At 66.7% G+C, this 24,225-nt stretch carries 21 protein-coding genes and 2 pseudogenes; 10 read left to right on the forward strand and 13 right to left on the reverse strand.

Features of this window, described 5'->3' with window-relative positions; genetic code table 11:
* Nucleotides 1-435: 435 nt before the first annotated feature.
* The 6 genes from CWS39_RS11945 to CWS39_RS11970 are packed head-to-tail and all read right to left on the reverse strand — an operon-like array spanning nt 436 to nt 7,412.
* The gene (locus tag CWS39_RS11945) at nt 436-2,739 is read right to left on the reverse strand and encodes a xanthine dehydrogenase family protein molybdopterin-binding subunit (protein ID WP_102143121.1); all 2,304 of its coding nucleotides are present in this window, start codon (nt 2,737-2,739) and stop codon (nt 436-438) included.
* Nucleotides 2,736-3,743 carry an FAD binding domain-containing protein gene (locus CWS39_RS11950; protein WP_102143122.1) on the reverse strand — a complete coding sequence of 336 codons (1,008 nt, stop codon included), beginning with the start codon at nt 3,741-3,743 and terminating at the stop codon, nt 2,736-2,738. Before CWS39_RS11950 ends, CWS39_RS11945 begins: the two co-directional genes overlap by 4 nt.
* A complete protein-coding gene (locus tag CWS39_RS11955; protein ID WP_199178081.1) occupies nt 3,740-4,285 on the reverse strand; it encodes a (2Fe-2S)-binding protein in 546 nt (181 codons plus the stop codon). Before CWS39_RS11955 ends, CWS39_RS11950 begins: the two co-directional genes overlap by 4 nt.
* A gap of 10 nt (nt 4,286-4,295) precedes the next feature.
* The gene (locus tag CWS39_RS11960; RefSeq protein WP_142386837.1) at nt 4,296-4,808 is read right to left on the reverse strand and encodes an SRPBCC family protein; all 513 of its coding nucleotides are present in this window, start codon (nt 4,806-4,808) and stop codon (nt 4,296-4,298) included.
* Nucleotides 4,795-5,988, reverse strand: coding sequence for an FAD-dependent oxidoreductase (locus tag CWS39_RS11965; protein ID WP_102143125.1), 1,194 nt, complete (start codon nt 5,986-5,988; stop codon nt 4,795-4,797). Before CWS39_RS11965 ends, CWS39_RS11960 begins: the two co-directional genes overlap by 14 nt.
* 26 nt (nt 5,989-6,014) lie before the next feature.
* Nucleotides 6,015-7,412 (reverse strand): MFS transporter, encoded by a 1,398-nt coding sequence (locus tag CWS39_RS11970; protein ID WP_102143126.1) that lies wholly within the window; start codon nt 7,410-7,412, stop codon nt 6,015-6,017.
* Between the two features lie 97 nt (nt 7,413-7,509).
* Here CWS39_RS11970 and CWS39_RS11975 point away from each other — a divergent pair, with 97 nt between their 5' ends.
* Nucleotides 7,510-8,124 (forward strand): TetR/AcrR family transcriptional regulator, encoded by a 615-nt coding sequence (locus tag CWS39_RS11975; RefSeq protein WP_102143127.1) that lies wholly within the window; start codon nt 7,510-7,512, stop codon nt 8,122-8,124.
* A gap of 176 nt (nt 8,125-8,300) precedes the next feature.
* Here CWS39_RS11975 and CWS39_RS29170 read toward each other — a convergent pair whose 3' ends face one another.
* From CWS39_RS29170 to CWS39_RS11990, 3 genes are all read right to left on the reverse strand, one after another.
* The gene (locus tag CWS39_RS29170; protein WP_199178082.1) at nt 8,301-8,558 is read right to left on the reverse strand and encodes a plastocyanin/azurin family copper-binding protein; all 258 of its coding nucleotides are present in this window, start codon (nt 8,556-8,558) and stop codon (nt 8,301-8,303) included.
* Nucleotides 8,559-8,856: 298 nt separating this feature from the next.
* Entirely contained in the window at nt 8,857-9,597 is a 741-nt protein-coding gene (locus CWS39_RS11985) for a M15 family metallopeptidase (protein ID WP_102143129.1), read from the reverse strand.
* A gap of 404 nt (nt 9,598-10,001) precedes the next feature.
* Nucleotides 10,002-10,523: a methyltransferase domain-containing protein gene (locus CWS39_RS11990; protein ID WP_158240336.1), complete on the reverse strand. Its 522-nt coding sequence runs from the start codon at nt 10,521-10,523 to the stop codon at nt 10,002-10,004.
* 567 nt (nt 10,524-11,090) lie between these two features.
* On the opposite strand from CWS39_RS11990, the gene CWS39_RS11995 reads away from it, so the two are divergent.
* From CWS39_RS11995 to CWS39_RS12010, 4 genes and pseudogenes are all read left to right on the forward strand, one after another.
* Nucleotides 11,091-11,327, forward strand: a complete 237-nt coding sequence (locus CWS39_RS11995; RefSeq protein ID WP_102143156.1) for a heavy-metal-associated domain-containing protein — start codon at nt 11,091-11,093, stop codon at nt 11,325-11,327.
* A complete protein-coding gene (locus tag CWS39_RS12000) occupies nt 11,324-12,337 on the forward strand; it encodes a DUF8832 domain-containing protein (protein ID WP_102143131.1) in 1,014 nt (337 codons plus the stop codon). The genes CWS39_RS11995 and CWS39_RS12000 overlap by 4 nt, the downstream gene beginning before the upstream one ends.
* Before the next feature lie 49 nt (nt 12,338-12,386).
* A complete protein-coding gene (locus CWS39_RS12005) occupies nt 12,387-14,672 on the forward strand; it encodes a heavy metal translocating P-type ATPase (RefSeq protein ID WP_102143132.1) in 2,286 nt (761 codons plus the stop codon).
* A 198-nt stretch (nt 14,673-14,870) separates the two neighbouring features.
* Nucleotides 14,871-15,709, forward strand: a pseudogene (locus tag CWS39_RS12010) (NAD(P)/FAD-dependent oxidoreductase).
* Between the two features lie 405 nt (nt 15,710-16,114).
* Here CWS39_RS12010 and CWS39_RS12015 read toward each other — a convergent pair.
* Nucleotides 16,115-16,750 carry a class I SAM-dependent methyltransferase gene (locus CWS39_RS12015; protein ID WP_102143133.1) on the reverse strand — a complete coding sequence of 212 codons (636 nt, stop codon included), beginning with the start codon at nt 16,748-16,750 and terminating at the stop codon, nt 16,115-16,117.
* 2 nt (nt 16,751-16,752) lie between these two features.
* A complete protein-coding gene (locus CWS39_RS12020; protein WP_233213467.1) occupies nt 16,753-17,712 on the reverse strand; it encodes an alpha/beta hydrolase in 960 nt (319 codons plus the stop codon).
* 28 nt (nt 17,713-17,740) lie between these two features.
* On the opposite strand from CWS39_RS12020, the gene CWS39_RS12025 reads away from it, so the two are divergent.
* Nucleotides 17,741-18,151 carry a helix-turn-helix domain-containing protein gene (locus tag CWS39_RS12025; RefSeq protein WP_102143135.1) on the forward strand — a complete coding sequence of 137 codons (411 nt, stop codon included), beginning with the start codon at nt 17,741-17,743 and terminating at the stop codon, nt 18,149-18,151.
* A 143-nt stretch (nt 18,152-18,294) separates the two neighbouring features.
* Here CWS39_RS12025 and CWS39_RS12030 read toward each other — a convergent pair whose 3' ends face one another.
* Entirely contained in the window at nt 18,295-18,921 is a 627-nt protein-coding gene (locus CWS39_RS12030; protein ID WP_102143157.1) for a methyltransferase family protein, read from the reverse strand.
* Complete coding sequence (locus tag CWS39_RS12035; protein ID WP_102143158.1) at nt 18,921-19,547, reverse strand: class I SAM-dependent methyltransferase; 627 nt, start codon at nt 19,545-19,547, stop codon at nt 18,921-18,923. The genes CWS39_RS12030 and CWS39_RS12035 overlap by 1 nt, the downstream gene beginning before the upstream one ends.
* A gap of 265 nt (nt 19,548-19,812) precedes the next feature.
* Between CWS39_RS12035 and CWS39_RS12040 the strand changes: the two genes are divergently transcribed.
* The 4 genes and pseudogenes from CWS39_RS12040 to CWS39_RS12055 form a co-directional block, all read left to right on the forward strand.
* Nucleotides 19,813-20,211 (forward strand): ArsR/SmtB family transcription factor, encoded by a 399-nt coding sequence (locus CWS39_RS12040; RefSeq protein WP_102143136.1) that lies wholly within the window; start codon nt 19,813-19,815, stop codon nt 20,209-20,211.
* A complete protein-coding gene (locus tag CWS39_RS12045; RefSeq protein WP_102143137.1) occupies nt 20,208-22,178 on the forward strand; it encodes a heavy metal translocating P-type ATPase in 1,971 nt (656 codons plus the stop codon). Before CWS39_RS12040 ends, CWS39_RS12045 begins: the two co-directional genes overlap by 4 nt.
* Nucleotides 22,179-22,902: 724 nt before the next feature.
* Nucleotides 22,903-23,955 (forward strand): multicopper oxidase domain-containing protein, encoded by a 1,053-nt coding sequence (locus CWS39_RS12050; protein WP_431306117.1) that lies wholly within the window; start codon nt 22,903-22,905, stop codon nt 23,953-23,955.
* Nucleotides 23,952-24,225 (forward strand): annotated as a pseudogene (locus tag CWS39_RS12055) (ZIP family metal transporter); the annotation flags it as partial. The gene CWS39_RS12050 and the pseudogene CWS39_RS12055, both read left to right, overlap by 4 nt.

Genomic DNA, 24,225 nt, shown 5'->3' on the forward strand with positions numbered 1-24,225 from the left:
CGGGTTTGCCACCTACCCAACGGGTCCCGTCATAAACACGTCACGTGGGAAAATACGGTTCCGGCTTGTCCGCCAAGCCCATCCTCACCGCGCGACCGGACAGCCGAGCCCGACATCACCGATCGATCCGCTCCGGCTCCTCGTCGTTCGTCCGCGACCACGCGATGCGGGCCTCGTCTGTGAACTCCATCCGCACAACCGGGGAAGCGTTGGCCGCCAACACATACAGGGCGAGGGCGTGCTCGTCGGCGCCAAGCCGGATGGGAAGCCGTCCGTTATATGGTCGGCGAGAATCCTGAACGATACTTGCAGTTTCAGCACATAACCTGATTTCCAGTCGCCCCGCCAGGGAGCACGACCCTAAAGCAGCGGGCATCTGCCAAGGCAACTCTGGCGTTGTGGCATTCACCCTGGCGGCGACGGCAACCGCTCTAGTTATATGAGCTTGTCGGGTGTGATCGGCAGGTCGCGGACGCGTCGGCCGGTGGCGTGGTAAACCGCGTTGGCGATCGCGGCGGCGACCCCGACGATGCCGAGCTCGCCGATACCCTTGGCGCCGAGCGGGGTGTGGGGATCGGGTCGGTCAACGAAGTCCACGTCGATGGTGGGGATATCGACGTGGGTAGGGACGTGATACTCGGCGAGGGTGGCGTTGGGGATACGACCGGTGCGTTCGTCGAGCAGTGTCTGTTCGGTCAGCGCCATGCCGATGCCCATGATGATGCCGCCGCGCATCTGGCTGGTGGCCTGTTTCGGGTTGATGATCCGACCACCGTCGAAGGCCGAAACCCAACGGGCGACCCGCGTTTCGTCGGTGACCTCGTCGACCCGGACTTCGCAGCAATGCGCACCCCAGGAGATTGTGGTGCGCTTGATGGTCGGCAGCGGCAGCGCCGATTTGCCGGTGACCTCCAGCGAGTCGAGACCGGCACGGGCAAGGATCTGCTGATAGGTCTCACCGAGTTCGGGCGCGGTGGTGAGGTAGAGCCCTTCGTTGCGGGGCTGCACCTCACTGGGGCGGCATCCGGCCAGCGGCGAGTCGGTGCCACCCACCACGCGCACCAGCTCGCGCACGAGATTGTCACATGCGTTCCAGACAGCGGAACCGATCGTCGTGGTTGCGGCAGAGGCGCCGGGGATGCGGGTTTTCGCGACGTCGGAGTCGCCGTGGACGAAGCGGACCTTGTCCAGCGGTAGGCCGAGGCGCTGGGCGGCCGCCTGGCTTTGTGCGGTCGAGGTCCCGGCCCCGAGCTCGTTGGTGCTGCTATGGATGGTGACGGCGCCATCGGCGGCAAGGTGCAGCCGCACACCGGCGATAAGGATGGCGTACGGGTTGACCGCGCTGGCCATGCCATAACCGATCAACCATCGACCCTGGCGCATGGTTCGTGGCGGCGCGATGCGCCCGGGCCAGCCGAACTTCTCGGCGGCCAGCGCGTACGCCTCGCGCAAGTACCGACTGGTGTATCGGGCGCCGGTCGCCGGATCACGGTCCGGCTCGTTGCGGCGCCGAAGTTCAAGTGGGTCCATACCCAGCTTCCAGGCGAGCTCGTCCATCGCCGACTCCAGTGCGAACGATCCCGGCGCCGCGCCCGGCGCGCGGAAGAAGGCGTTCTGAATGCGGTCCAGGCGCGAAACCTGCTGATGCGTACGGATATTCGGGCAGGCGTACAGATGTCGGGAGGCGACGATCGCGGCCTCGGCGAACTCGTCGCGGGTGCACATCGACAGCGCGCCATGTTCCAGCGCGGTCAGCCGACCGCAACGGTCAGCACCCAGCGCGATCCGGTTGCGCGTCGGTGAGCGGCCCCCGGTCATCAGGAAGGTATCCCGGCGCGAGAGCACGAGCTTGACGGGGCGCCGCGCCAGCTTGGCGGCGGCAACCGTGAGGGCGACGTGCGGCCAGGCGGTGGTCTTGGAACCGAAGCCGCCGCCGATGAACGGCGCCAGGACATGCACGTCGTGTTTGGGGATGCCGAACACTTTCGCGAGCATTTCTTTGACGCCGTAGGGGTATTGCGAGGTGTCGAATACCGTCAGCGCGTTGCCATTCCAGCTCGCTACGGTGGCGTGCGGTTCCATCGCGGTGTGGTACTCCAGTGGGGTTGTGTACGTCGCCTCGACGGTGGCGGCCGCGTGTCGCAATGCCGTTTCGGTGTTGCCGCGCCGCGATTTCGCCTCCTCCAGCAGCGCCTGGGCGGGGGTGAAGGCGGGTTCGGCGGTCATTGAGAGCGCGGCGCGTTGTGGCGCGTAGTCAACGTGGATCAGGCTGGCCGCGAACTGCGCTTGCTCCCGGGATTCGGCGACGACGACCGCGATGGGTTGTCCGTTCCAGAAGATTTCGTCGGTGGTCAGAATCGGCAGGCTCATTGCGGCGGCACTCAATGGTCCGCGCAGCGTCGCATACGCCGCCGTGGGTTTCATTGGCGGTGCGTTCTCGTGGGTCATCACCAGCACCACGCCGGGAGCCGTTGCGGCGCGGGTGGTGTCGATCGCGGCGACGCGGCCCCGCGCGATGGTGCTGGCCACCGCAACGGCGTGGGCGAGGTCGGCAAGATCATGCTCGGCGGTGTAGCGGACTCTTCCGGCCGCCTTGTCGGGGCCGTCGAGCCGGTCGGCGGGGCGGCCGATCTCACCGGGCTGGGTGGCCACCGGATCGCGAACCCCGTTCGGCAGCAGCCTGCCCACCAGCTGCGCTATCTTGCTGGCGACGGAAAATCCCTGGGAGGCAAGGCTCATCGACTCTGCCCTTCCTCGCCGGAAGCCAGCTCGACCAGTGTGCGGTGGATCAGCCGGCGCGCCAACTCGGGCTTGAAAGCGTTGTGCTGGTACGGCCGAGCCGAGGCCAGCGCTTCCCCGGCCGCGTGACGAAACGTTTGATCCTCGGCCGGTGCACCGATCAGGTTTTCCTCGGCCTGAAACGCTCGCCACGGCTTGTGGGCCACACCGCCCAATGCGATCCGCGCCGCCCGGACCCGCCCTTCCTGGGTATCCAGGACTACGGCGACGCTGATCAGCGCGAAGGCAAAGCTCGCACGGTCGCGCACCTTGACGTACGTCATCCTGCCCTGTGGGGCGGGCGGCAGGTCCACAGCCGTGACCAGCTCACCGGGTGCCAGCACGGTCTCGACATGCGGAGTTTCGCCGGGCAGCCGGTGAAATTCGGTCAGCGGCACCGCGCGCTGCACACCGTCGGCTCCGCGCAGTTGCACCACCGCATCGAGCGCAGCCAGTGCGACGCACAGGTCTGATGGGTGCACCGCGATGCAGCTGTCGCTGGCGCCGAGGATGGCGTGCATCCGGTTGAAGCCGTGCAGGGCATCACAACCGGCGCCGGGCATCCGCTTGTTGCAGGCGGCGGTGGTGTCGTAGAAGTAGCCGCAGCGCGTCCGCTGCAACAGATTTCCGCCGACGGTGGCCTTGTTGCGTAGCTGAGGCGAGGCGCCGTTGAGAATGGCTTGCGCGACCATCGGATAACGTCGCCGTACGCGTTCGTCGCGGGCAATGCGGGAGTTTCGCGCCACCGCGCCGAAGCGCAAGCCGCCATCGGGCAGCTCGTCGATATCGGCGAGCGCCAACCTGCTGATGTCAACCACCCGGTCCGGCTGCTCAACACCCTCGCGCATCAGGTCGATGAGGTTGGTGCCGCCGGCCAGGTATCGCACCGATGGCTCCGGCGTTGTCGTCGCGGCGGTGACGGCTTCGTCCACGGTTGCGGCGCGGGTGTAGCGGAATTCCTTCATGGCCGTGCCTCCCCGGCCACGTCGCGAATCGCGGCGACGATGCCGTTGTAGGCGCCGCAGCGACACAGATTGCCGGCCATCCGCTCCTTGATCTCGGCATCCGTCAGCCGCATACGGCCGTCGTTGCGGTCTGCCGTCACGGCGCTGGGCGCCCCGGTATCGAACTCGGCGAGCATGGCCGTCGCCGAGCAGATTTGCCCCGGAGTGCAGTAGCCGCACTGCAGTCCGTCGTGGACAACGAACGCCTCCTGCAGCCGGTTGCCGAGCTCGTCGGTAGTGAGCCCCTCGATCGTGGTGATTTCGCAGTGATCGCATTGCACCGCCAACGTGAGACAGGAGTTGATCCGCTCCCCGTCGACCAGCACGGTGCACGCACCACAGGCTCCCTGGTCGCAACCCTTCTTCGTGCCGGTCAACCCCAACCGGTCGCGCAGGCAGTCCAGCAGGCTCGTCCGCGGATCCACAACCAGGTCATAACAACGGCCGTTGATGCGCAGCTGCACACCAACGGCGGACTCAGACGATGCAAACGGCTCGACCATCACAGTGTGCTTACCCCTGCGCTGGTCCCGCGTTCTCGATGATGCGTTTGAGATAGCGCAACTCGGTGCGGGCGTGCTCGCGGTCCTTGGCTTCTCCATTCAGCACATGCACGAACGTGATCGCGGCCAGACGCCCGAGTGGACCCCGCGGAGAACTGGCCCAGACCCGTGCGCTGAGCAGCGTCTTGTCATCACCCTTGGGTTGCACCCTCCAGGTGACGCCTTCGTCGACGCCGAGCGAAATTCCGAACCAGCGATACGTCGCTTCCGCCTGCCACGTCACGGCGGCACCTGGTTCGACCGACGTAATGGACCCGACGGCCTCGCCCGGGATGCCGCCGATCTTTTCTCGAATCCGAATCCTCGCTCCGACCTGCGTGACGGGGCGCGTATCCAGATGCTCCAGGCTGTCATGGTCGGCATTCGAGGCCAGCCACCAGCCGTCAATGTTGCGCAACACTTGCCAGACCGCGTCGTGTGGTGCGTCGATCAGGATTGCTTCGGTAAAGTCAAACATCGCCAACCACCTTGTGAGTCGTCTCCGTATCGATGCTGGGAGGAGGTCGCCAGGAAAAGGCGGCCGCACTGGCCCGCAGGTAGGCACGGGTGGGAAGCAGCCGGAACAAGGCATTGCGCAGCACCGCGAGCAGCGGGTTCCAGCTTGCAGTGAACCGGCCCACCCTCGCCGAGGTGCGGACCATGGCTTGGGTGCGCGGCCGCCGGATGCGGTCGTACTGCGCCAGTGCGGCTGGGACCGATCGGTTCGCGGCGAGGGCGGCCAGCGTGACGGCGTCCTCCAGCGCCTGGCATGCGCCTTGGCCGAGATCCGGGGTCATGGCGTGGGCCGCGTCGCCGAGCAGCGCCACAGGCCCGGCGACGTAGCTCGGCAGCGGTGTGGGCAGGTGGTAGATGTCGTGGCTCAGCAGCGCCTCGGGTGCGGTGGCGGCGAGCAACTGCGGGATGGGCTGGTGCCAGTCGGCGAACCGTGCGGCGACGTCACGCAGGTCTTCGTGAAGGTGGGCGCCCTCAGGCCCGGTGATGCTGGCGAACCAGTACACCCGCCCGTCGGCCAGCGGGACGATGCCGAACCCCAGGCCCCGTCCCCAGCTGACGATCATGCCGGGGATATCCAGCGGCACCTTCGCGGCCGGGACTACGCCGCGCCAAGTGAGATAGCCGGCGTATGCGGCGCCCGGATGGCCGGGGAAGAGCGCGGCCCGGGCGGTGCTGTGCACGCCGTCGGCCACGACTACGAGGTCGGCATGCTCGGCGCCGGCCTCGTGGACCGCCTCGGCGATCTTTAGTCCGGCGCGAACGGTCGTGATCCGTTGACCCGTGCGCATTTCCGCCGCCTGGGCGGCGTCGAGCAGGATGCGGTGTAGGTCGGCGCGGTGCAATACATAGGCCGGAACGCCGTACTGGGCCACCAGTTCGTCGATTGTGGTGCGCACCAGCCAGCGGCCGGTGGCGGTGCGGATGCCGGCGGCGCCTGTGGCGACGCTGCGCTCGCGCAGCGCATCACCAACGCAGAGCCACTCCAACGCGCGGACACCGTTGGGCGCCACGACAATTCCGGCTCCGACGGGTGTGAACTCCGGTGCCTGCTCGAATAGCGTTACCCGCCAGCCAGTGCGGCACAGGCCTGCGGCCGTTGCGAGCCCTGCGATCCCACCGCCGATAACTATTGCCGTACGTTCAGTCATATCCGGCTCCTCACAAGGTGTTTCGGCTAGTGCGCGTGCGCGGCCATGCCAGCGGGCGGCTTGCCGGCGGGCACCACGGGCACCGCCACCAGGGCGGCTACCAAGGCGGCCATCGCCGCCACGCCGAAGCCGCGGGTAAACCCGTTGCCGATCGCGGTGGTGGTGATCAGGCTGGCGGCGGCGATGCTGGAGATTGCGGCGACGCCGAGGGCTGCGCCTAACTCGTGGAAGGTGTTGACGATGCCGGAGGTGACCCCGGCCTCGTGGTGCTCAACCCGGGCCAGCGCGGTGGTGGTGGCGGCGACGAACGTCGCGCCCAACCCGGCGGCAGCGACGCCGATCCCGGCGACCAGGCTCACGGTGCCCAGCCACAGCGCGGGTACAGCCGCGCCGGCGGCGGCCAGCGCGAGCCCGGCCCCGGCCATGGTGCGCCCACCCAGATGGGCGATCGCATGACCGGCGGTTGTCGCGCCGACGATGGTGCCGACCGCTGCGGGCAAGAACAGTAGACCCGTCGCCAGTGCGCTGAATCCGCGCTGATGTTGCAGATAGAACGAGCCCAGGAAGAACTCGGCGATCAGCAAGCCGCTAGCGACAAGCATCAGGACTGCTCCGGCCGTCGTGGCGCGGCGCGTCAGGATGCCAAGGTTGACCAGCGGCGACTCGGCAGCGCGCTCGATCGCGGCGAATGCCAGGTAGAGCACCGCGGCGGCCGCGATCGGAATCAGCGTCCAGGGCGCAGTCCAGCCATGATCGCCGGCGTTAATGAGCCCGTAGATGGCGGCGCCGGTGGCGGTGGTGGCGATCGCGGCACCGGCCAGGTCGATCCGCCGGCCGCCATCTCCACGCCGTGCCGGGATGGTGGCGGGAAGCGCCGCGAGTACCGCCAGTCCGACCGGCAGGTTGATATAAAACACCCACGGCCAGCCCGGTCCCGCGGTCAGGACGCCGCCGAGGATCACCCCAACGGCGAAGCCGGCGCCACCGAGCGAGGCCCACACCCCCAGCGCCCGATTGCGCTCATCTCCCTGGAATGTCGTGGACACGATCGACAACGCGGCCGGCGACAACAGCGCCGCACCAATCCCCTGCTCGACCCGACCGCCGACCAGCATGGCCCCATTGACCGCCAGCCCGGCGACCAGCGAGGCGACGGTGAACAGGGCAAGACCGGCGATCACGACTTTGCGGGCGCCGAACAAGTCGGCCGCCCGGCCGCCGACCAGCATCAGGCCGCCGAACAGCAGCGTGTACGCCGACATCACCCAGGTCAGGGTGGCGCGACTGAGCTCGAGGTCCGGGCCGATGTGCGGCAGCGCGATGGTGACCACCGTGACGTCGAGGATCAGCATGAATTGCGCGACGCTCAATAGCGCCAGTGCCCACCAGCGACGGGTGTCGGGGGGAGCTTGCGTCTCGGTCATCTCGTTCTCCTCGTGCAGACTTCACAGAACTTGAACATCTACGTACGAGTTACCCCATCCAATGTACTCGTACACCTTTGTTCGAGATAATGTGTGAATGACCGCGGCAGGCGAGACACAACAACGACGGCAACGCGCGGATGCACGTCGCAACATTGAGGCGATCCTGGATGCCGCGCTGGCGTGTCTATCTCGTGATCCCGACGCGAGCGTCGGCGACATCGCCCGGACCGCCGGAGTCGGCCGAGTCACCCTTTACGGCCACTTCCCCACCCGCGCTGAGCTCGTCGACGCAGTGTTCGCCCGAACGTTGGCCGAGGCAAACGAAGCCCTCAACACCGTCGACCTCACCGGTGACCCCCGTGCGGCGCTTGCTCGGCTGGTGGCCTCGTCATGGCAGATCGTGAATCGACATCGCGCACTCCTGCAGGCCGCGCAGCGCACCATTGGGCCGGATCGGATCCGCGAACAACACGAGATACCGCATCAGCGGGTGCAGGCGCTGATCAAACGGGGCCGACGCGAGGGCATGTTCCGGACCGACCTGCCAACTACGTGGTTGGTGGCGACATTCCACAACGTGCTGCACGGCGCCGCAGACGAAATCGCCGCCGGCCGATTGGATGAACGTGCCGCCGGCCGCGCCATCGTCGCCACACTGCTCGCCGCATTCACCGCGCCCGGGCAACTGGTCCAGCAGGTCCCCTCATAGGGGACTGGCACTTACTTCTCGGCGGCGTCGAATTTCATTCAGCACGAGCTCAATACGTCACTGTGACAGCCCCGTCGGATCGTGTTCCGACCCAAACATGCTATCCACCAGAGACTTCCGCGCCTGCTTGCCAGAGGTCATATGACGGCTGTTTGCACGCTCCCGCGCGGCAGAGCCTATCCAGAGACGGTGATCGTGGTATTCATGCCCTGCTCATCGTGGTTGCCTACCGGGCAATACACCTTGTAGCTGCCGGGCTGCAAGGTGACGGTGAGATCCGCAGACTGTCCGGCAGTCAACGTGTCGGTGGCTTGTTCGAGCCCAGGGCCCTCGATCTCCAGCGCGTGCGGCGCCTGTCCCTCGTTGCTCGCGACGAACGTGTACGTGCCCGGCCGGAAGTTCTGCTGCGGCAGCTGGATTGTGAACTCGTTCATTTGCACCTGCACCGGCGGGCCCGACGCGGTCGTGGCCGGCTGCTCCCCAGCGGTCGGGGCGGCGGGCGCCGATGTGGTCGAGATTGTCGAGCCCCCGCCGCATGCGGTCACGGCGACGCCTGCCGCGGCGAGCGTTGCAACTAGCTGGGCGGTAATCGGTAGTGGATGACGCATTTCAATTTCTCCTCACAGGTCATGGTGACCCGTCCGACGATGCCCAGACCACCGCGCCACTTACGATCTACGCACCGAAATCGTAGAACGATTACCGCGCCGCGGCCATGGGTCGCTGCCAGCGTTAGGGTCGCTCGAAGTGCTGATAGTCGATGGGAGTCCTCCATGCGCCACCCCATCGCCAACCACGATCGGTGAAGACGTGTACGGCTGGGTCGCCGTTGTGAAGAAGTCCCGGGTCAATGCGGTTGCGGTCCAGATATACCCCGGCGTTGTTCGGTTGGAACGCCCCCGTGCTGTCGATGAACGGGTTGAGTAGGGGGTTGACGTCGATCGCTCGACCGTAGGCGTGCCAGGACCACCGACCGGTTCCTCGGATGCGTCTGCAGTTGAACGCCGAAGTGTTGTTGTCTTCCATAGATAACTCGTCGGCAGCTGCGGGATAGAGATCGACCGTGCGCATCTTCTCGATTGCAAATCCCAGCCGGTACAGCTCATCGAAGATCGTGATGACTTGCGCGACCAGGTCCTTGTGCACGATCAGCTGCCCGCGGTGCGTCTGGCCGTCGAAGCCGAGGTGGCCAACGCCCACCCTGCGCAACTGCCCCGGTTCGACCGGGCAGCCCGGTCTCCAGCTCGCGCCGAGTTCGGCGGCGCTAACCGGTTGAACGGTCGCACCGCCCGGAGTTGGCGGCGTAGCGGAAGTCGGTGACGGAGTGGCGGCCGACGCTGATGAACTGGCGGCTGACGGTAGCGGAGGAGTTGAAGGCGCGGCCGTGCACTGCAGGAGGACGGCACAACCTGCGGTCACGAGCGCCAGTTTCGCGGCTGTCCGCTTGAAGAACGTCGAGGGCCGACGAGTCATCACCGATGGGCGTCACATTCATCCCGTAATGGCGGTTACTACTAACCACGATGGTACGTGCCTATTCAGTTGATGAGCGTCCGGCCGACAGCCCTGTGATCCTTGAGCTTTGGCAGAACGAAGGCCGCGTGGGCCTGCCTGGAGAAACGAAGGGCGACGCCACCCAACTACCTCCTCGCCAGGACAGTAGATCACTTCGGGAGGCGAATTCAGTTCCGGCGATCCGGGCTTTTCAAGTACAGCTGTTTCCGCCGCGCGGAACGCCTCCGGGGCGGTCGCCCGGCCGCCGACCGTGCGATCACCGCTACGGTGCTTGCCACCTTCTCCGCACCGGTCGGCTAGTGCCAGGGCCCCCAACCTATAGCTTCCGAAGGTCTTGCCGGACGAGCAGTTTGCCTGATCGGTCAGTGTTCGGGCCGGCGGGCGAGTAGTTCGACCGCCGGGCTGTTGAAGCGCCTTGCGCGCAGGGAAAGCTTCACGTCGGTGAATCCGGCCGCTTGTGCGTCGTCGACGAGTCGATTGGGATCGACATCGAGGACGTGCCGGTGAACACTGAGCACGAGAAGTCCGCCAGGACGCAGGACGCGGAACAACTCAGCGAACCCTACGGGGCGATCCCACAGCATCACGTTGTTGACTGAGATCGCGACATCGACACTGCCGTCGGGGCAGCCGGTCGCTTCGGCGGTGCCGTCGCGAACCTCGACGCGGCCGTCGCGGATAAGCGCAGCGCATCTGGCCGCGGCCATATCACGCATAGTGGCTGAGGGGTCCACACCGACCACATGACCGGTGGGCGCCACGGCGGCTGCCGCCGCCTCGATGCCTAGACCTGGGCCGTGCCCCACCACCAGCACATCCGCACCGCCGCGCAGTTCAGTATGGTCGACCACCCAGCGTTCCTGTTCGGCGTTAGCGCGTGTCATGAGTACACCACCAAGCCGCCCGGCCACACCGCGGGGATGTCCGAAGATGGGATCGAGAACTCGCATAAGCAGATTCGTCATACCACCAGCCAACCTGGCCGGCACCCACTACACAATGTGGAAAACCTGAAGACCCGGCGAAGGAAAGCCTGCTGGCACCCGCTGTTCGGCCATTGGCAGCAAGATCACCTACGGTATGCCGCAGTACGTATCCAAACCGCGGGTTCAGAACCCGCAGCGGTATCGCAGGTAGCCGGCGGACAAATGGCGCAAAGCGACACCTCTTCCCGAGAATCGACCGGCACAGCGATCGGCCCCGCGAGCTGCGCCTGCGACGTCGAGCGGACGCCGCCCTCAATCGCTGCTGACGCCCCAGCTCAAACACGACGAACTTCTGCATACCAGGCCTTTCACGGTGGCATCGCCCGCGTCGAAGTCGAATGAGCCCTATCCTGGCAACGCTTGCTTGCATACCCTAGGGGGGTATGGTATCAATGAGCCGTGCGGTCGTATCCGCGAGCGATCGGTACAGCCGTGGCGGTCGATGGAGTGATTGAGGAGATCGTGATGAGCACAACGACTTTCACAGTCGTAGGGATGAGCTGCGGAGGCTGTGTCCGCAAGGTCACCGGGGAACTCAGCGGAATCGACGGCGTTCGCGACGTTTCGGTCGATCTGGCCAGCGGTCACGTCGCGGTGACCAGCGACGCACCCGTGGATCAGTCTGTATTTCGCGCTGTTGTCGAGTCGGCCGGGTACACCGTCGCCGGCTCCGATATCGCAACGAAGGAGAAGGCGTCATGAACACGTCAATGAAGCTCGGCGGTTTCGCCGTGGTACTCGCGGCCGTGTTCGGCGGCGCGGTCGCGGTCGGCAACGCCACCGGCTCGTGGCTGCCCCCCACTGAGAGCCTTGAGCACTACGCTCATGGCGAAACGTCAACCACGCCCGCCAGCCCACCGGCAGCATCCGGTGCGGCAGACGGCCCACTCGCGTCCGGCAGTAGCGAGCCTGCGACGACGATGGGCGATACGAGTCCCACCGGACTGACCGCTACCGAAGGCGGCTACACCTTCCTCCCTGAAGCAACGTCCTTGCCATCCGGCACGAACGTTGGCGTGACGTTCCGGATCCTGGGGCCCGACGGCCAGCCGGTCACCAAGTACGAGACGACACACGACAAAGACCTGCATTTGATTGCCGTCCGTCGCGACATGGCCGGCTTCCAGCACGTCCACCCCACTCTCGAGGCGTCCGGCGTTTGGCACACCCACCTGGACTTGTCGCCGGGGCCGTGGCGGTTGTTCGCCGACTTCAAACCTGTCGGTGCGGACGATCTCACGCTGGGCACCGATCTGTTGGTGACCGGCCAGTTCGATCCGCAGCCACTGCCGGCGCCGTCGAAGACCACGACGGTCGACGACTACACCGTCACCCTGACAGGTGATTTGTCGGCAGGCAGCTCATCGAAGCTGACGCTGTCGGTGTCGCGCGGGGGCGCGCCGGTGACCGACCTGCAGCCGTATCTGGGCGCCTACGGCCATCTGGTGGTGCTGCGGGCCGACGACCTGGCCTACCTGCACGTGCACCCGGAGGGAGCACCGGGTGACGGAGTCACCAAGCCCGGCCCCGACGTGACCTTCTACGCGACGACACCGTCGACGGGCACCTACCGGATGTTCCTGGACTTCCAGCACAACGGCGTCGTGCGCACCGCGGAATTCACCGCAACCGCTGCGGATTTCAGTCAGGGCCGTGCCGAAGCGACACCGCCGCCAGCGCCCGTCGGCGCCCAGCCCGGCGGCCACCACTGAGTCATGGCGCTCGCCGTCATCACCAGCGATTCGTTCTAAGGAGACTGCAATGACATCGATCCACGAAGACAACAGGGTCACGGCCGGCGCCCACCAGATCGAGCTGTCCATCGGCGGGATGACCTGCGCCTCATGCGCCAACCGGATCGAGCGCAAGCTCAACAAGCTCGACGGTGTCAGCGCCACAGTCAATTACGCCACCGAGAAGGCCAAGGTCAGCTACGGCGACACCGTCGACACCCAGGCGTTGGTGGCCGCGGTCGAGGAAGCCGGCTACACCGCCGAGCTGCCGCGCGCCGCTGATGCACCGGTCGCCGAGGCCGACACCGACATCGGTGACCCCACGCGGGCGCTGCGGCAGCGGTTGATCGTCTCGCTGGTGCTGTCGGTGCCGGTCATCGCGATGGCAATGGTGCCGGCCCTGCAGTTCACCAACTGGCAGTGGCTGTCGCTGACTTTGGCGGCGCCCGTGGTGGTATGGGGCGCATGGCCTTTCCACCAGGCTGCCTGGACCAACCTGCGCCACGCCACGTCCACGATGGACACCCTGATCTCCATGGGAACCCTTGCGGCACTGGGATGGTCATTGTATGCCCTGTTCTTCGGCACCGCCGGAGTCGCGGGAATGACCCACCCGTTCACGCTGGCCATCACACGAACCGACGGCGCAGGCAACATCTATCTCGAAGCCGCTGCCGGGGTCACCACCTTCATTCTCGCCGGCCGGTATTTCGAGGCCCGGTCGAAGCGCAAGGCCGGCGCGGCGCTGCGGGCCCTGCTCGAGCTCGGCGCCAAGGACGTCACCGTCGTCCAAAACGGGCGCGAACAAAGGATTCCGATCGATCAGCTCGCCGTCGGTGACGACTTCGTGGTCCGTCCGGGCGAAAAAATCGCCACCGACGGAATCGTCGTGTCGGGCAGCTCCGCGGTCGACGCCTCCATGTTGACCGGCGAATCCATGCCCGTCGAGGTCGGGGCAGGCGACACCGTCGTCGGCGCAACCGTCAACGCCGGCGGTCGCCTGCTGGTCCGCGCAACCCGCGTCGGCTCCGACACCCAACTGGCGCAGATGGCCCGCATGGTCGAAGACGCGCAGAACGGAAAAGCCCAAGCACAGCGCCTCGCCGACCGCATCTCGGGAATCTTCGTGCCGATCGTGATCATTCTGGCCGCCGCCACCCTTGGCTATTGGATCGGGACCGGCAACGGGCTGGCAGCGGCCTTCACCGCCGCGGTGGCCGTGCTGATCATCGCCTGCCCCTGCGCGCTGGGCCTGGCGACACCCACGGCCCTGATGGTGGGTACCGGCCGCGGCGCTCAGCTCGGGATTCTGATCAAGGGCCCCGAAATCCTGGAGAACACCCGCAAGATCGACACCGTCGTGCTGGACAAGACCGGCACCGTGACCACCGGGCAGATGACGCTGATGGAGGTGATTGCCGCCCGCGGGCAAGATCGCAATGAACTGCTGCGCCTGGCCGGGGCGTTGGAGAACTCCTCGGAGCACCCGATCGCGCAAGCGGTCGCCAAAGCCGCAAGCGCCGAATTGGGCGAGCTGCCAACGGTGGAAGGGTTCACCAATGCCGAAGGGCTCGGCGTTCAAGGTGTCGTCAAAGGGCGCGCCGTCGTCGTGGGGCGCCCCAGCCTGCTCGCCGACTGGGCCCAGCACCTGCCGGCCGAGCTGACCGAGGCTATGCACGCCGCGGAATCTGCTGGCAAGACCGCGATTGCCGTCGGATGGGACGGCGCCGCCCGAGGAATCCTCGTCGTCGCCGATGCCGTCAAGCCCACCTCCGCCGAGGCGATCAGCCAGTTGCGCGGACTGGGTTTGACACCGGTTCTGCTGACCGGTGACAACGCCACCGTCGCCCGGTCGGTCGCCGATCAGGTGGGCATCGATGAGGTGATCGCCGAGGTGATGCCCAAGGACAAGGCCGACGTCATTGTCCGCCTGCAGAAGGAGGGCAAGACCGTGGCGATGGTCGGCGACGGTGTCAATGACGCTGCCGCACTGGCCCAGGCCGATCTGGGCCTGGCCATGGGAACCGGAACCGACGTGGCGATTGAAGCCTCCGACATCACGTTGGTGCGTGGAGACTTGCGTGCCGCCGCGGATGCGATCCGACTGTCGCGGCGGACCCTGCGCACCATCAAGAGCAACCTGTTTTGGGCGTTCGCCTACAACGTGGCCGCCTTGCCTTTGGCAGCTGCAGGTTTGCTCAACCCGATGCTCGCCGGAGCTGCGATGGCATTTAGTTCAGTGTTCGTGGTCAGCAATAGCCTGCGACTTCGACGGTTCCGTTCACGATTCGGACAGGCAACAGCAGCCGGGTAGCGGAATGGATTGTGGCTAGGCAATGTCGCTCAGCCACAACACCATTCGCTTGACCTCTGACAGGGCCTGCCGGTTTCGCAGACATCGACAGAACGGGCCCCTTAACCATTCGGAGCAGAAAGGTTCTCCATGTCCACCACGGCAGATATCCATGACGTGATCATCATCGGCTCCGGGCCGGCCGGCTACACGGCGGCGATCTACGCTGCCCGCGCCCAGCTCAAGCCGCTGGTGTTCGAGGGCACACAATTCGGTGGTGCGTTGATGAACACCACCGAAGTGGAGAACTACCCCGGCTTCCGCGACGGCATCACCGGGCCGGAACTAATGGACGAGATGCGCGAGCAGGCGCTGCGGTTCGGCGCCGACCTGCGGATGGAAGACGTGGACGCAGTGTGGCTGGACGGGTCGGTCAAGACCGTCACTGTGGGCGGTGAAACCCACCACGCCCGCGCCGTCATCCTTGCGATGGGTTTTTCTTCAAAGACCAAGACATTGCGGTGGTCGGCGGCGGCGACTCGGCAATGGAGGAAGCCCTCTTTTTGACGCGGTTCGCCCGCAGCGTCACGATCATCCATCGCCGTGAAGAGTTCCGTGCGTCGAAGATCATGCTCGATCGGGCACGCGCCAACAAGAAGATCAAGTGGCTGACCAATACCGCGGTGACCGCGATCGACGGCGATGCGAAGGTCAGCGGTGTGCGGCTGAGCAACACCGTGACCCGCGAGGAGTCGCGGCTGGCCCTCACCGGCGTGTTCGTCGCCATCGGGCATGACCCCCGCTCGGATTTGGTGCGAGGTCAGGTCGATCTCGACCCGGATGGCTACGTGCTGACACGAAATGGCACGACGAGCACGTCAGCGGGCGGCGTATTCGCTGCTGGCGACCTGGTTGACCGCACCTACCGACAGGCCGTCACCGCGGCTGGCGCAGGCTGTGCCGCGTCGATCGACGGGGAGCGCTGGCTCGCCAAAACCGCTTCTGCCGTAGCCGATGATGGCCCTCACGACACCGCTCTGGTGTCAGCGGTGTTATGACCGAGCGTGGTGAGACCGCCTCGGATGGTCGCACCGGCGTCGCCGGCGTTGTTTCGTCCGCCGTCGGCCAGCCAATAACGGCCAAATATGTTGGGCTGGTGCACATTCGCAATCTCACGAGCTGTCGGGCAGCAGACTACGTGGGACATGACGAACGATGTTGCGTCCATTCAAGGAGGGCCGACGGCAGGCCACGCAGCCCGATGAGCGCTCCACGGACCGGATCAGCTGCGATTTCGCAGACGCCTAGATAGCCCGCGTCGAGTTGGTGGTGCCGCTCAGTGGACCATGCCAGCCGCGAAATGGGTCCGAGAGCGCTGCTAGACCACGCCCATACCGCAGAACCGGTCGAGGAGGCCGGAGTGTGCTGGATCCTGGAAAGCAATCTGGCCGGGAACCGGTGACTTAACCTTCTGAGTTCTTGCGCGCGACAAGGCGTTCGACGAGGCCGAGTTTGAACCGTTGGGCTTGCTCGATGTCGAATCCGGTAGATCGGACGTGGTTGAGGGGTCGGCGCAGGAAGTGTTCCCCGCCCAGCGGCACAGTGAAGATCTCCAGGAAGCGTTGGACGCCGCGCGCGACGCGCGAGGAGCTGGCGATGTGGTCGACGAGGATGAGTCGTCCGCCGGGCCGCAGTACCCGGGTCATCTCATCGATTGCCCGTGTGTGGTCGGGGATGGCGCAGAGCCCGAACGTGCAGACCACCGTGTCAAACGAGGCGTCGCCGAAAGGCAATTGGTGGGCGTCGCCCTGCTGCAGGGTTGCGGTGCGCCCGAGTTCGGTGGCGCGGTGGCGGGCGATGTCGAGCATGGCGTCGCTGAGGTCGATGCCGGTGAGTGTGACGTCTTGCGGGTAGGCCTCGAGGTTCAGGCCTGTCCCGACGGCGACTTCCAAGACCTCGCCGGTGGCCTGCCCGCATGCCCAGGTGCGGGAGTCGCCGAACAGGTGCCGGTCGAAGAACGTCATTTCCTTGTCGTAGTTGCGGGATTTCTTGTCCCAGTAGCGATGCCAGCGAGCGGTGCGGTCCTTGGTCGATGTCATGGCTATTCACCTCCGGTTGTGGTGGGTCCGCTCAGTGTGCGGTGCAGAAATGCGATCTGATCCTCGGCGACGCGGTCGAGCCACGGACTGTGGAACAGGTCGAAGTGGCCGATGGAATAGCGGCGCAGCTGGCCGCGCGGCGCATGCTCGGCCACGGTGATCGCCGGTTGCGGCGGCGCGATGACGTCGTCCTCGCACACGCACACCAGCAGCGGGCATGCCACCAGGGTGGCACGGCGGGCCGGGCGATCGGCGCGCATCTGCAGCACGATCCGGGCCGGCACCGCCGGTTCAAAGCCGACGGGGTCGGCCGGGAGGATCGACTGGAATCCGGCCACCGCATCGGGTGTGGTCATCATCGCCAGCGATCCGGGTGGCCCGGCGAGCTCGACCCGTATCGGATCGCGGCCGCGGCGGGCTCGGGCTGTGTCGCGGACCGCTCGCCATGCCAGCCGGTAGGCATGCATGCGCCCGGCTGACCGAATCGCGGCTGCGGCGGCCGCAGGTCCGTCGACGAACGGGTTCTGGATAATTGCGGCTGCGATCCGGTGATCCCGCGCAGCCGCGGCGAGCACGTGACCGCCGCCAAAGGATGTGCCCCACAAGGCAATCCGGACAGGATCTATGCCATCAAGTCGGCGTGCCAGGTCGATGGCCGCCCGGTAGTCGACGCGCTGTCGCCGAATGTCGATCAGGCCGCGCGGCTCACCTTCGCTGCTGCCCAGATGGCGGTAGTCAAACGTGAGGGCGGCAATGCCGGCGGCGGCGAACCGCATCGCGAAATCAGGCAACGCGGCACTGCGGATGCCGCCGATGCCGTGCGCGAGCACCACGCAGGGATGCGGTCCAGAGCCCGGTGGCCGGTAGAGCCACCCATCGCACCGCTGACCACCGGATTCGAAGGTGAGGTCCTCGCGGACCACGCCGGTGTCGTGGCCGCAGAACGGAGTCGATGTAGACATGGCCGCGAGCGTGCGCCTTAATGTCGACATGAAGTCAAGCGGTCGGCGTCGAGAAATTCCGATCGGCGAACTCGCCGAAACATTCGGCCTCGCCACCCATGTGCTGCGCCACTGGGAATCGACAGGATTGTTGGCCCCGCACCGCTCCTCGGCCGGGCACCGGGTGTACGGCCCGGCCGACCGCTACCGGGTGGCGGCGATCCTGCAGGCCAAAGAAGCCGGCATGGGCCTCGACGACATCCGAGCGATCCTGACCGCCCCGACCCCGTCCGAACGCAACGCGGTCCTCCAGCGCCAACACGACGAGCTCACCAAGCGCATCGCCGAAGCCCAAGCCGCGCTGCGCCTCATCGACACGGCCCTGGGCTGCGAACACGGCGACCTTGCCACCTGCCCGCGATTCCAAGCGGTGCTCGCTGAACGAGTCGGGCCTGATTGACCCCTTGCCCCTCACAGCGCGACACCCGGGCAACCATGCCAAGCGCTCAACCCCCGATTGCACGCCACAGTGCCCGCACGCCTCAAAAGGCTCGGCAGCGAGCGCGTCAGTAAGGCCGGGGTTGCGCGTTCGTACCGAATGGTTCAGGTCCTGTGCTGGCGTTCGGGCTGCAGGCGGCCAATGCCGGGCAGGAAGCGGCCGACGCGCGACGCGTAGTCGGTGTACGCCGTGCCGTGGACCCGGCGCAGGTAGGGCTCTTCGGCCAGGCGCACCTGCACCTGAATCCCGATCACCGTGAACGCCACGCCGGCGACAGCTACGGGGTTTGGCACCATCAACGCCAAGCCGAGGAACGTAACGATCACCGCGGTAAAGATCGGGTTGCGCACCACGCTGAAAGCACCGGTAGTGACGAGGCTCGTGCGTTCTGCCTGATCGATACCGATCCGCCAGGGTGCGCCCAGTGACAGCTGAGCGGTCAGCGCTAGGACGATGCCAAGCACCGCGACCGCGACACCAAGCCCGCGCACCATCGGATGATCCAGGATCGCAAGCGGCGCCATGCCGGCCAGCTCGGCCACCGGGGCGCCGACCCCCACCGTGAGATAGCCGAGGTCGGTGATGGCCAGTGCCCACCAGTCCAGCGAGCCATCGGGACGCCAGGTGCGCCGGTTGCCGCTGTCGCCGGTGCGGCGCAGCTGGATGTGCCGGCGCCAGGCGCCGATCACCAGCATTATCGTGGCGAACAGGGCCAGGACAGCGATAGCCATCATGTGTCACCTCCTGTTGAGATGGGCTTGGCGGCCACACCAAGCAGGTAGTCGTCCTGGATGCGGGTGAGCGACCCGAGCAGCACCAGGCCGCGGCGGGCGAGTTCGTCGAGGAACTGCTCGGCGCTAAACCGGTCGTCGGTGGGGTGATCGAACAGCCGACGGTAGGTGGGCCGGGCCAGGGCGTGGGCGGTGACCTCTTCGAAATAGAACCGCCCACCCGGCGTCAGGACCCGCGCGACTTCGGCGATGGCTTTGCGCCAATCTGGGATGTGGTGCACGATGCCGAAATCAAAGACCGCGCTGTAGCTTTCGTCATCGGCATCCAGCGCTGCCCGCAGGTCGGTGGCGCTGCCCTGGGCCAGCCGAACCCGATCGCGGTAGCGGGCCAGGCGCTTTCCGGCGCGGCGGATCATCGCCGGGTCCAGGTCCACCGCGTCCACGGTGGCCGCGCCGAAGCGCTCCAGGATGAGCTGCGAACCGTAGCCCGACCCGCACCCGATCTCCAGCGCTCGTGCGCCGGGAATGAGCCGGCCGCCGAAGCGCAGCAACACCGGCACCTCATACCAGCGCTGCAGCCACCGCCGCGGCGGCGAATTCACCAGCCCGGTCTCGGCCCGGTTCATCAACATCGGAGTCATCCTTTCGGTGATTGACAATGGTGTTCACAGTCATCGCGCCATCCGGCGGGCTGATTGTGTTGTCTCCTTGTGCTTTTCGGCCCGCGCGCGTGAGCGGGTAGGCATCGAGCAGAGCGGCGGTCAGCAGCGCTGATACGAACGGTGGCCACAGCGGTGGACTGCGTCATGTCGCCCCCGCCCGAAAACAACGTTCAGCAGTGCTGTCATCGGAGTTTGACGATCAATGTGGCATTGACGCTATCATCGATGTATGGCGATGACAACGAGTGGATCCTCGATGCGATCGACGACCGACTTGGCGCCGGCGGTGGCGCTGTTTCACAGCCTGTCCGACCCGACACGGCTGGCGATTCTGGAACGGCTCACCGAAGGCGAAGCCCGGGTGGTGGACTTGACGAACATCCTTGGGGTGGCGCAATCCACCGTGTCGGCGCATCTGGCCTGCCTGCGCGACTGCGGCCTGGTTGTCGGCCGCCCGCAGGGCCGGCAGATGTTCTACTCGCTGACCCGCCCGGAGTTGATGGACCTGCTGGCCTCGGCCGAGACGCTGCTGGGCGCCACCGGCAACAAGGTGGCGCTGTGCCCCAACTACGGAACCCGCACCCGCAGCGGGGCGACGACCACCAAGACGAAGGTGAACGACCGATGAGTGACGCGTGTGGCTGCGGCGACGATGAACCCCGTACCAACGACGAAGACCAGGATCACGAGCCCGAACGGCTTTGGGAGGTCCGAGAATTGCGGTTCGCCGCCATATCGGGCGTACTCCTGCTGGCGGCGCTCATCGCGGGGTGGGTGGATGCGACACGGCCCGTCATCCTCACGTTGGAAGCGGTAGCACTGGTCGTCGGCGCCTACACCTTCGTTCCCTCCACGCTGCGGCGCCTAGCCAAGGGCAAGATCGGCGTGGGCACCCTGATGACCATCGCCGCCGTGGGTGCGGTGATCCTGGGCGAGGTCGGCGAAGCCGCCATGCTGGCGTTTCTGTTCTCCATCAGCGAGGGCCTCGAGGAATACTCGTTGGCGCGCACCCGCCGCGGCCTGCGCGCACTGCTCTCACTGGTGCCCGATGAAGCCACCGTGCTGCGCGACGGCGCCGAAACCGTCGTCGCACCAACCGAATTGCGCGCCGGCGACCAGATGCTGGTCAAACCCGGCGAGCGCCTCGCCACCGACGGGATCATCCGCCGGGGCCGCACCGCCCTGGATGTCTCGGCCATCACCGGCGAGTCGGTGCCCGTCGAGGCCGGACCCGGCGACGAGGTGTTCGCCGGCTCCATCAACGGCACCGGCTCACTTGAGGTGGAGGTCACCACCACCGCCGAAGACAACTCGCTAGCCCGGATCGTGCGGATCGTGGAGGCCGAGCAGTCCCGCAAGGGCACCTCACAACGACTGGCCGACCGCATCGCCCAGCCGCTGGTGCCCGGCATCATGATCGCCGCGACCCTGATCGCGGTCATCGGCAGCCTGCTCGGCGACCCCACGATCTGGATCGAACGCGCCCTGGTCGTGCTGGTGGCCGCGTCGCCCTGCGCCCTGGCGATCTCGGTGCCGGTCACCGTGGTCGCAGCGATCGGCGCCGCCAGCCGACTCGGCGCCCTGGTCAAAGGCGGCGCCGCACTGGAGGCGCTCGGCGCCGTGCGCGGGGTCGCACTGGACAAGACCGGCACACTGACCGCCAACCGTCCCGGGGTCATCGACGTCGCGACCACCAACGGCGCCACCCGCGAACAGGTGCTCGACCTGGCCGCCGCGCTGGAAACCCGCAGCGAACACCCCCTGGCCGCAGCGATACTGGCCGCCACCAATCAGGTCACCCCGGCCACCGATGTGCAGGCGGTGACCGGCGCCGGACTGACCGGCCACCGCGACGGGCACACCATCCGGCTCGGCCGGCCCGGCTGGCTCGACCCCGGACCCTTGACCGGCGACGTGCAACGGATGCAGCAGGCCGGCGCCACAGCCGTCCTCGTCGAGCACAACGACCAGGTGATTGGCGCAATCGCGGTGCGCGACGAATTGCGCCCCGAAGCCGCCGAGGTCGTCGCCCAACTGCGCCGCGATGGCTACCACGTCGCGATGCTCACCGGCGACAATCACGCCACCGCCGCCGCGCTGGCCAACGACGTCGGGATCGACGCCGTGCACGCCGAGCTGCGCCCGGAAGACAAGGCACGCTTGGTCGAACAGCTGCGAGCCCAACGCCCGACCGCCATGGTCGGCGACGGCGTCAACGACGCTCCCGCGCTGGCGACCGCCGACCTCGGAATCGCGATGGGCGCGATGGGCACCGACGTGGCCATCGAAACCGCCGACGTGGCGTTGATGGGCGAAGACCTCCGCCACCTCCCCCAGACCTTCACCCACGCACGTCGCGCCCGACGGATCATGCTGCAAAACGTCGGCCTGTCGCTGGGCCTGATCGCCGCGTTGATCCCGCTGGCGTTGCTCGGCATCCTCGGCCTGGCCGCCGTCGTGCTGGTACACGAGCTCGCCGAAATCGTCGTCATCGCCAACGGTGTCCGCGCAGGCCGCACGAAACCACTGAGCCTCCCAGTGGCCGAGCAAGCCGCAGCCGTCCCCCACACGGCCGCGGTGAGCTCCGCGCCGTGACCCGACGCCTCATCCCGGCGGCCAGCACGAGCCCAGCTCGGATCGCGCTCGACGTCGCGGTCGTTCCGCCGGCCGGAATTGGGGCGATAACTGGCCCCATCGCGCGAGGACGGGCGGCCAGGAAAGCCTCGGCCCCAAGATCATTCGGTGACACGATCTTCGATGCATTTGGCCCGTCGGCTGAATCTGCTGCCTGACGTTGATCAGGTCAGCGGCTACCAACCACCCCAAGACTGTAGCCAGTGGTGCAGGCCGACCGCGGGACCCAGATCGCGCACGAGAGGACGCAGATTCGAACTGCGCTGTGAAGACACGCAATCGCATGCCGGTGGCTAACGCAACGCCGGGCGATACCGATTACCAGACTGCAGGAAACAACCCGGGGGCGATCTGCCCGGGTGCGATCTGGCGGGGAACGACTCCTCCCCGCCAGATCTCTTGCTGCACGCCGGTAGCCCTGCTGGCCAGCCGCGTGGTTCTAAGCGTGCTCAGCGCTGGCGCCGGGCGGCCCGCCCCGACGGGCGGGCGAGCTTCTCCGGGAGCTGCACGCCGAGTGCATCCGACGACAGCTGCGCGGTAGCAACTCACTATCCGGCTGCGACGGCCACCAACAAGGTGACCGCAGTGACCGCACCCAGTGGCCACGGACAACCGCAGCTGGCACCGCGATGCGAAGCGGGTTCGGGTTATAGAATCTTTCTTTTCGGTATGCCAAAATTTGGATATGCCGCCGATGACGAATGCCTCCCGGCGCCGCTTCCTGGTCGGTGGAGCAGCGGCCGGTACGGCAGCCTTGGCGGCGGTCACCGCGAACCGCCTCGAGGCACCCGCGCAGGCGGACGGCCCGCCCGGAACTGACCATCTCGCAGCGCATGGCGGCGGCGTCGAGGGGCCGACGTTTCGCATCGGCGCGACGGTCGACCACGACGCCAACGGGTTCAACCCCACTCAGGTACTACGCGACTTCGACTACGGCAAAGTCTCCCGGCTGCCGGACGGTCGGACACTGCGCACATGGGAGATCGCCAGCAGTGACGAAGAGCTGGAAGTGGCTCCTGGCGTGCGGTTCCCAGCATGGACGCTCAACGCTCGCATCCCCGGCCCCACGCTGCGCTGCACCCAGGGCGACGTCCTGCAGATCCAGTTCACCAACGGCTCGCGCCACCCGCACACCCTGCACTTCCACGGCATCCATCCGGCCGAAATGGACGGCGTACCCGGCATTGGCCCGGGCGTCATCCACCCGGGCCAGGCGTTCACCTACCAATTCGACGCGCGGCCCTTCGGATTGCACCTCTACCACTGCCATGTGAGCCCGCTGGCCGAGCACATCGCGCGCGGCATGTACGGCACGTTCATCGTTGACCCCCCGACCCCGCGCCCGGCCGCCGACGAGATGGTGATGGTGATGCACGGCTACAACACCACCTTCGACGGCGAGGGCAACCAGTTGTATGCGGTCAACGGCATCCCGTTCCACTTCGTGCACGAACCGGTGCGGGTGAAACGCGGGGAGCTGGTGCGGATCTACCTGGTGAATGTGCTTGAGTTCGACCCGATCAACAGCTTCCACATCCACGCCAACTTCTTCGAGTACTACCCCACCGGCACCCGTCTCGAGCCTGCCGAGTTCACCGACACTATCGTGCAGGCCCAGGGCCAGCGCGGCATCTGCGTGCTACGTTTCCCCTATCCGGGGAGGTTCATGTTCCATGCCCATAAGAGCGAATTCGCCGAACTCGGGTGGATGGGCTTCTTCAAGGTCACCGAGTCATGACCGAACCCGCTGCCACACAAACGGACTCCCGAATCCGCGCCTGGGCGTCCTGGGCTGGGCTCGCGCTGCTCGTGGCCGCGGTGCTCACGGCGCTGGGGCTGCTGGGCGGGCGCGCACTGCCCGAACGGGTCGGCCCACCGGTCGAGGAGGTCACAGTGGAGCACGCTGTGCTGGCCCCCGGACAGATCGCGCTGACCATACGCAACACCGGCGCCGACCCGGTCACCATCGCGCAGGTCTTCGTCAACGACACCTTCGTCGACATCCGCC

This window comes from Mycobacterium hubeiense (genome assembly GCF_002838065.1).
GTDB lineage: Bacteria > Actinomycetota > Actinomycetes > Mycobacteriales > Mycobacteriaceae > Mycobacterium > Mycobacterium hubeiense.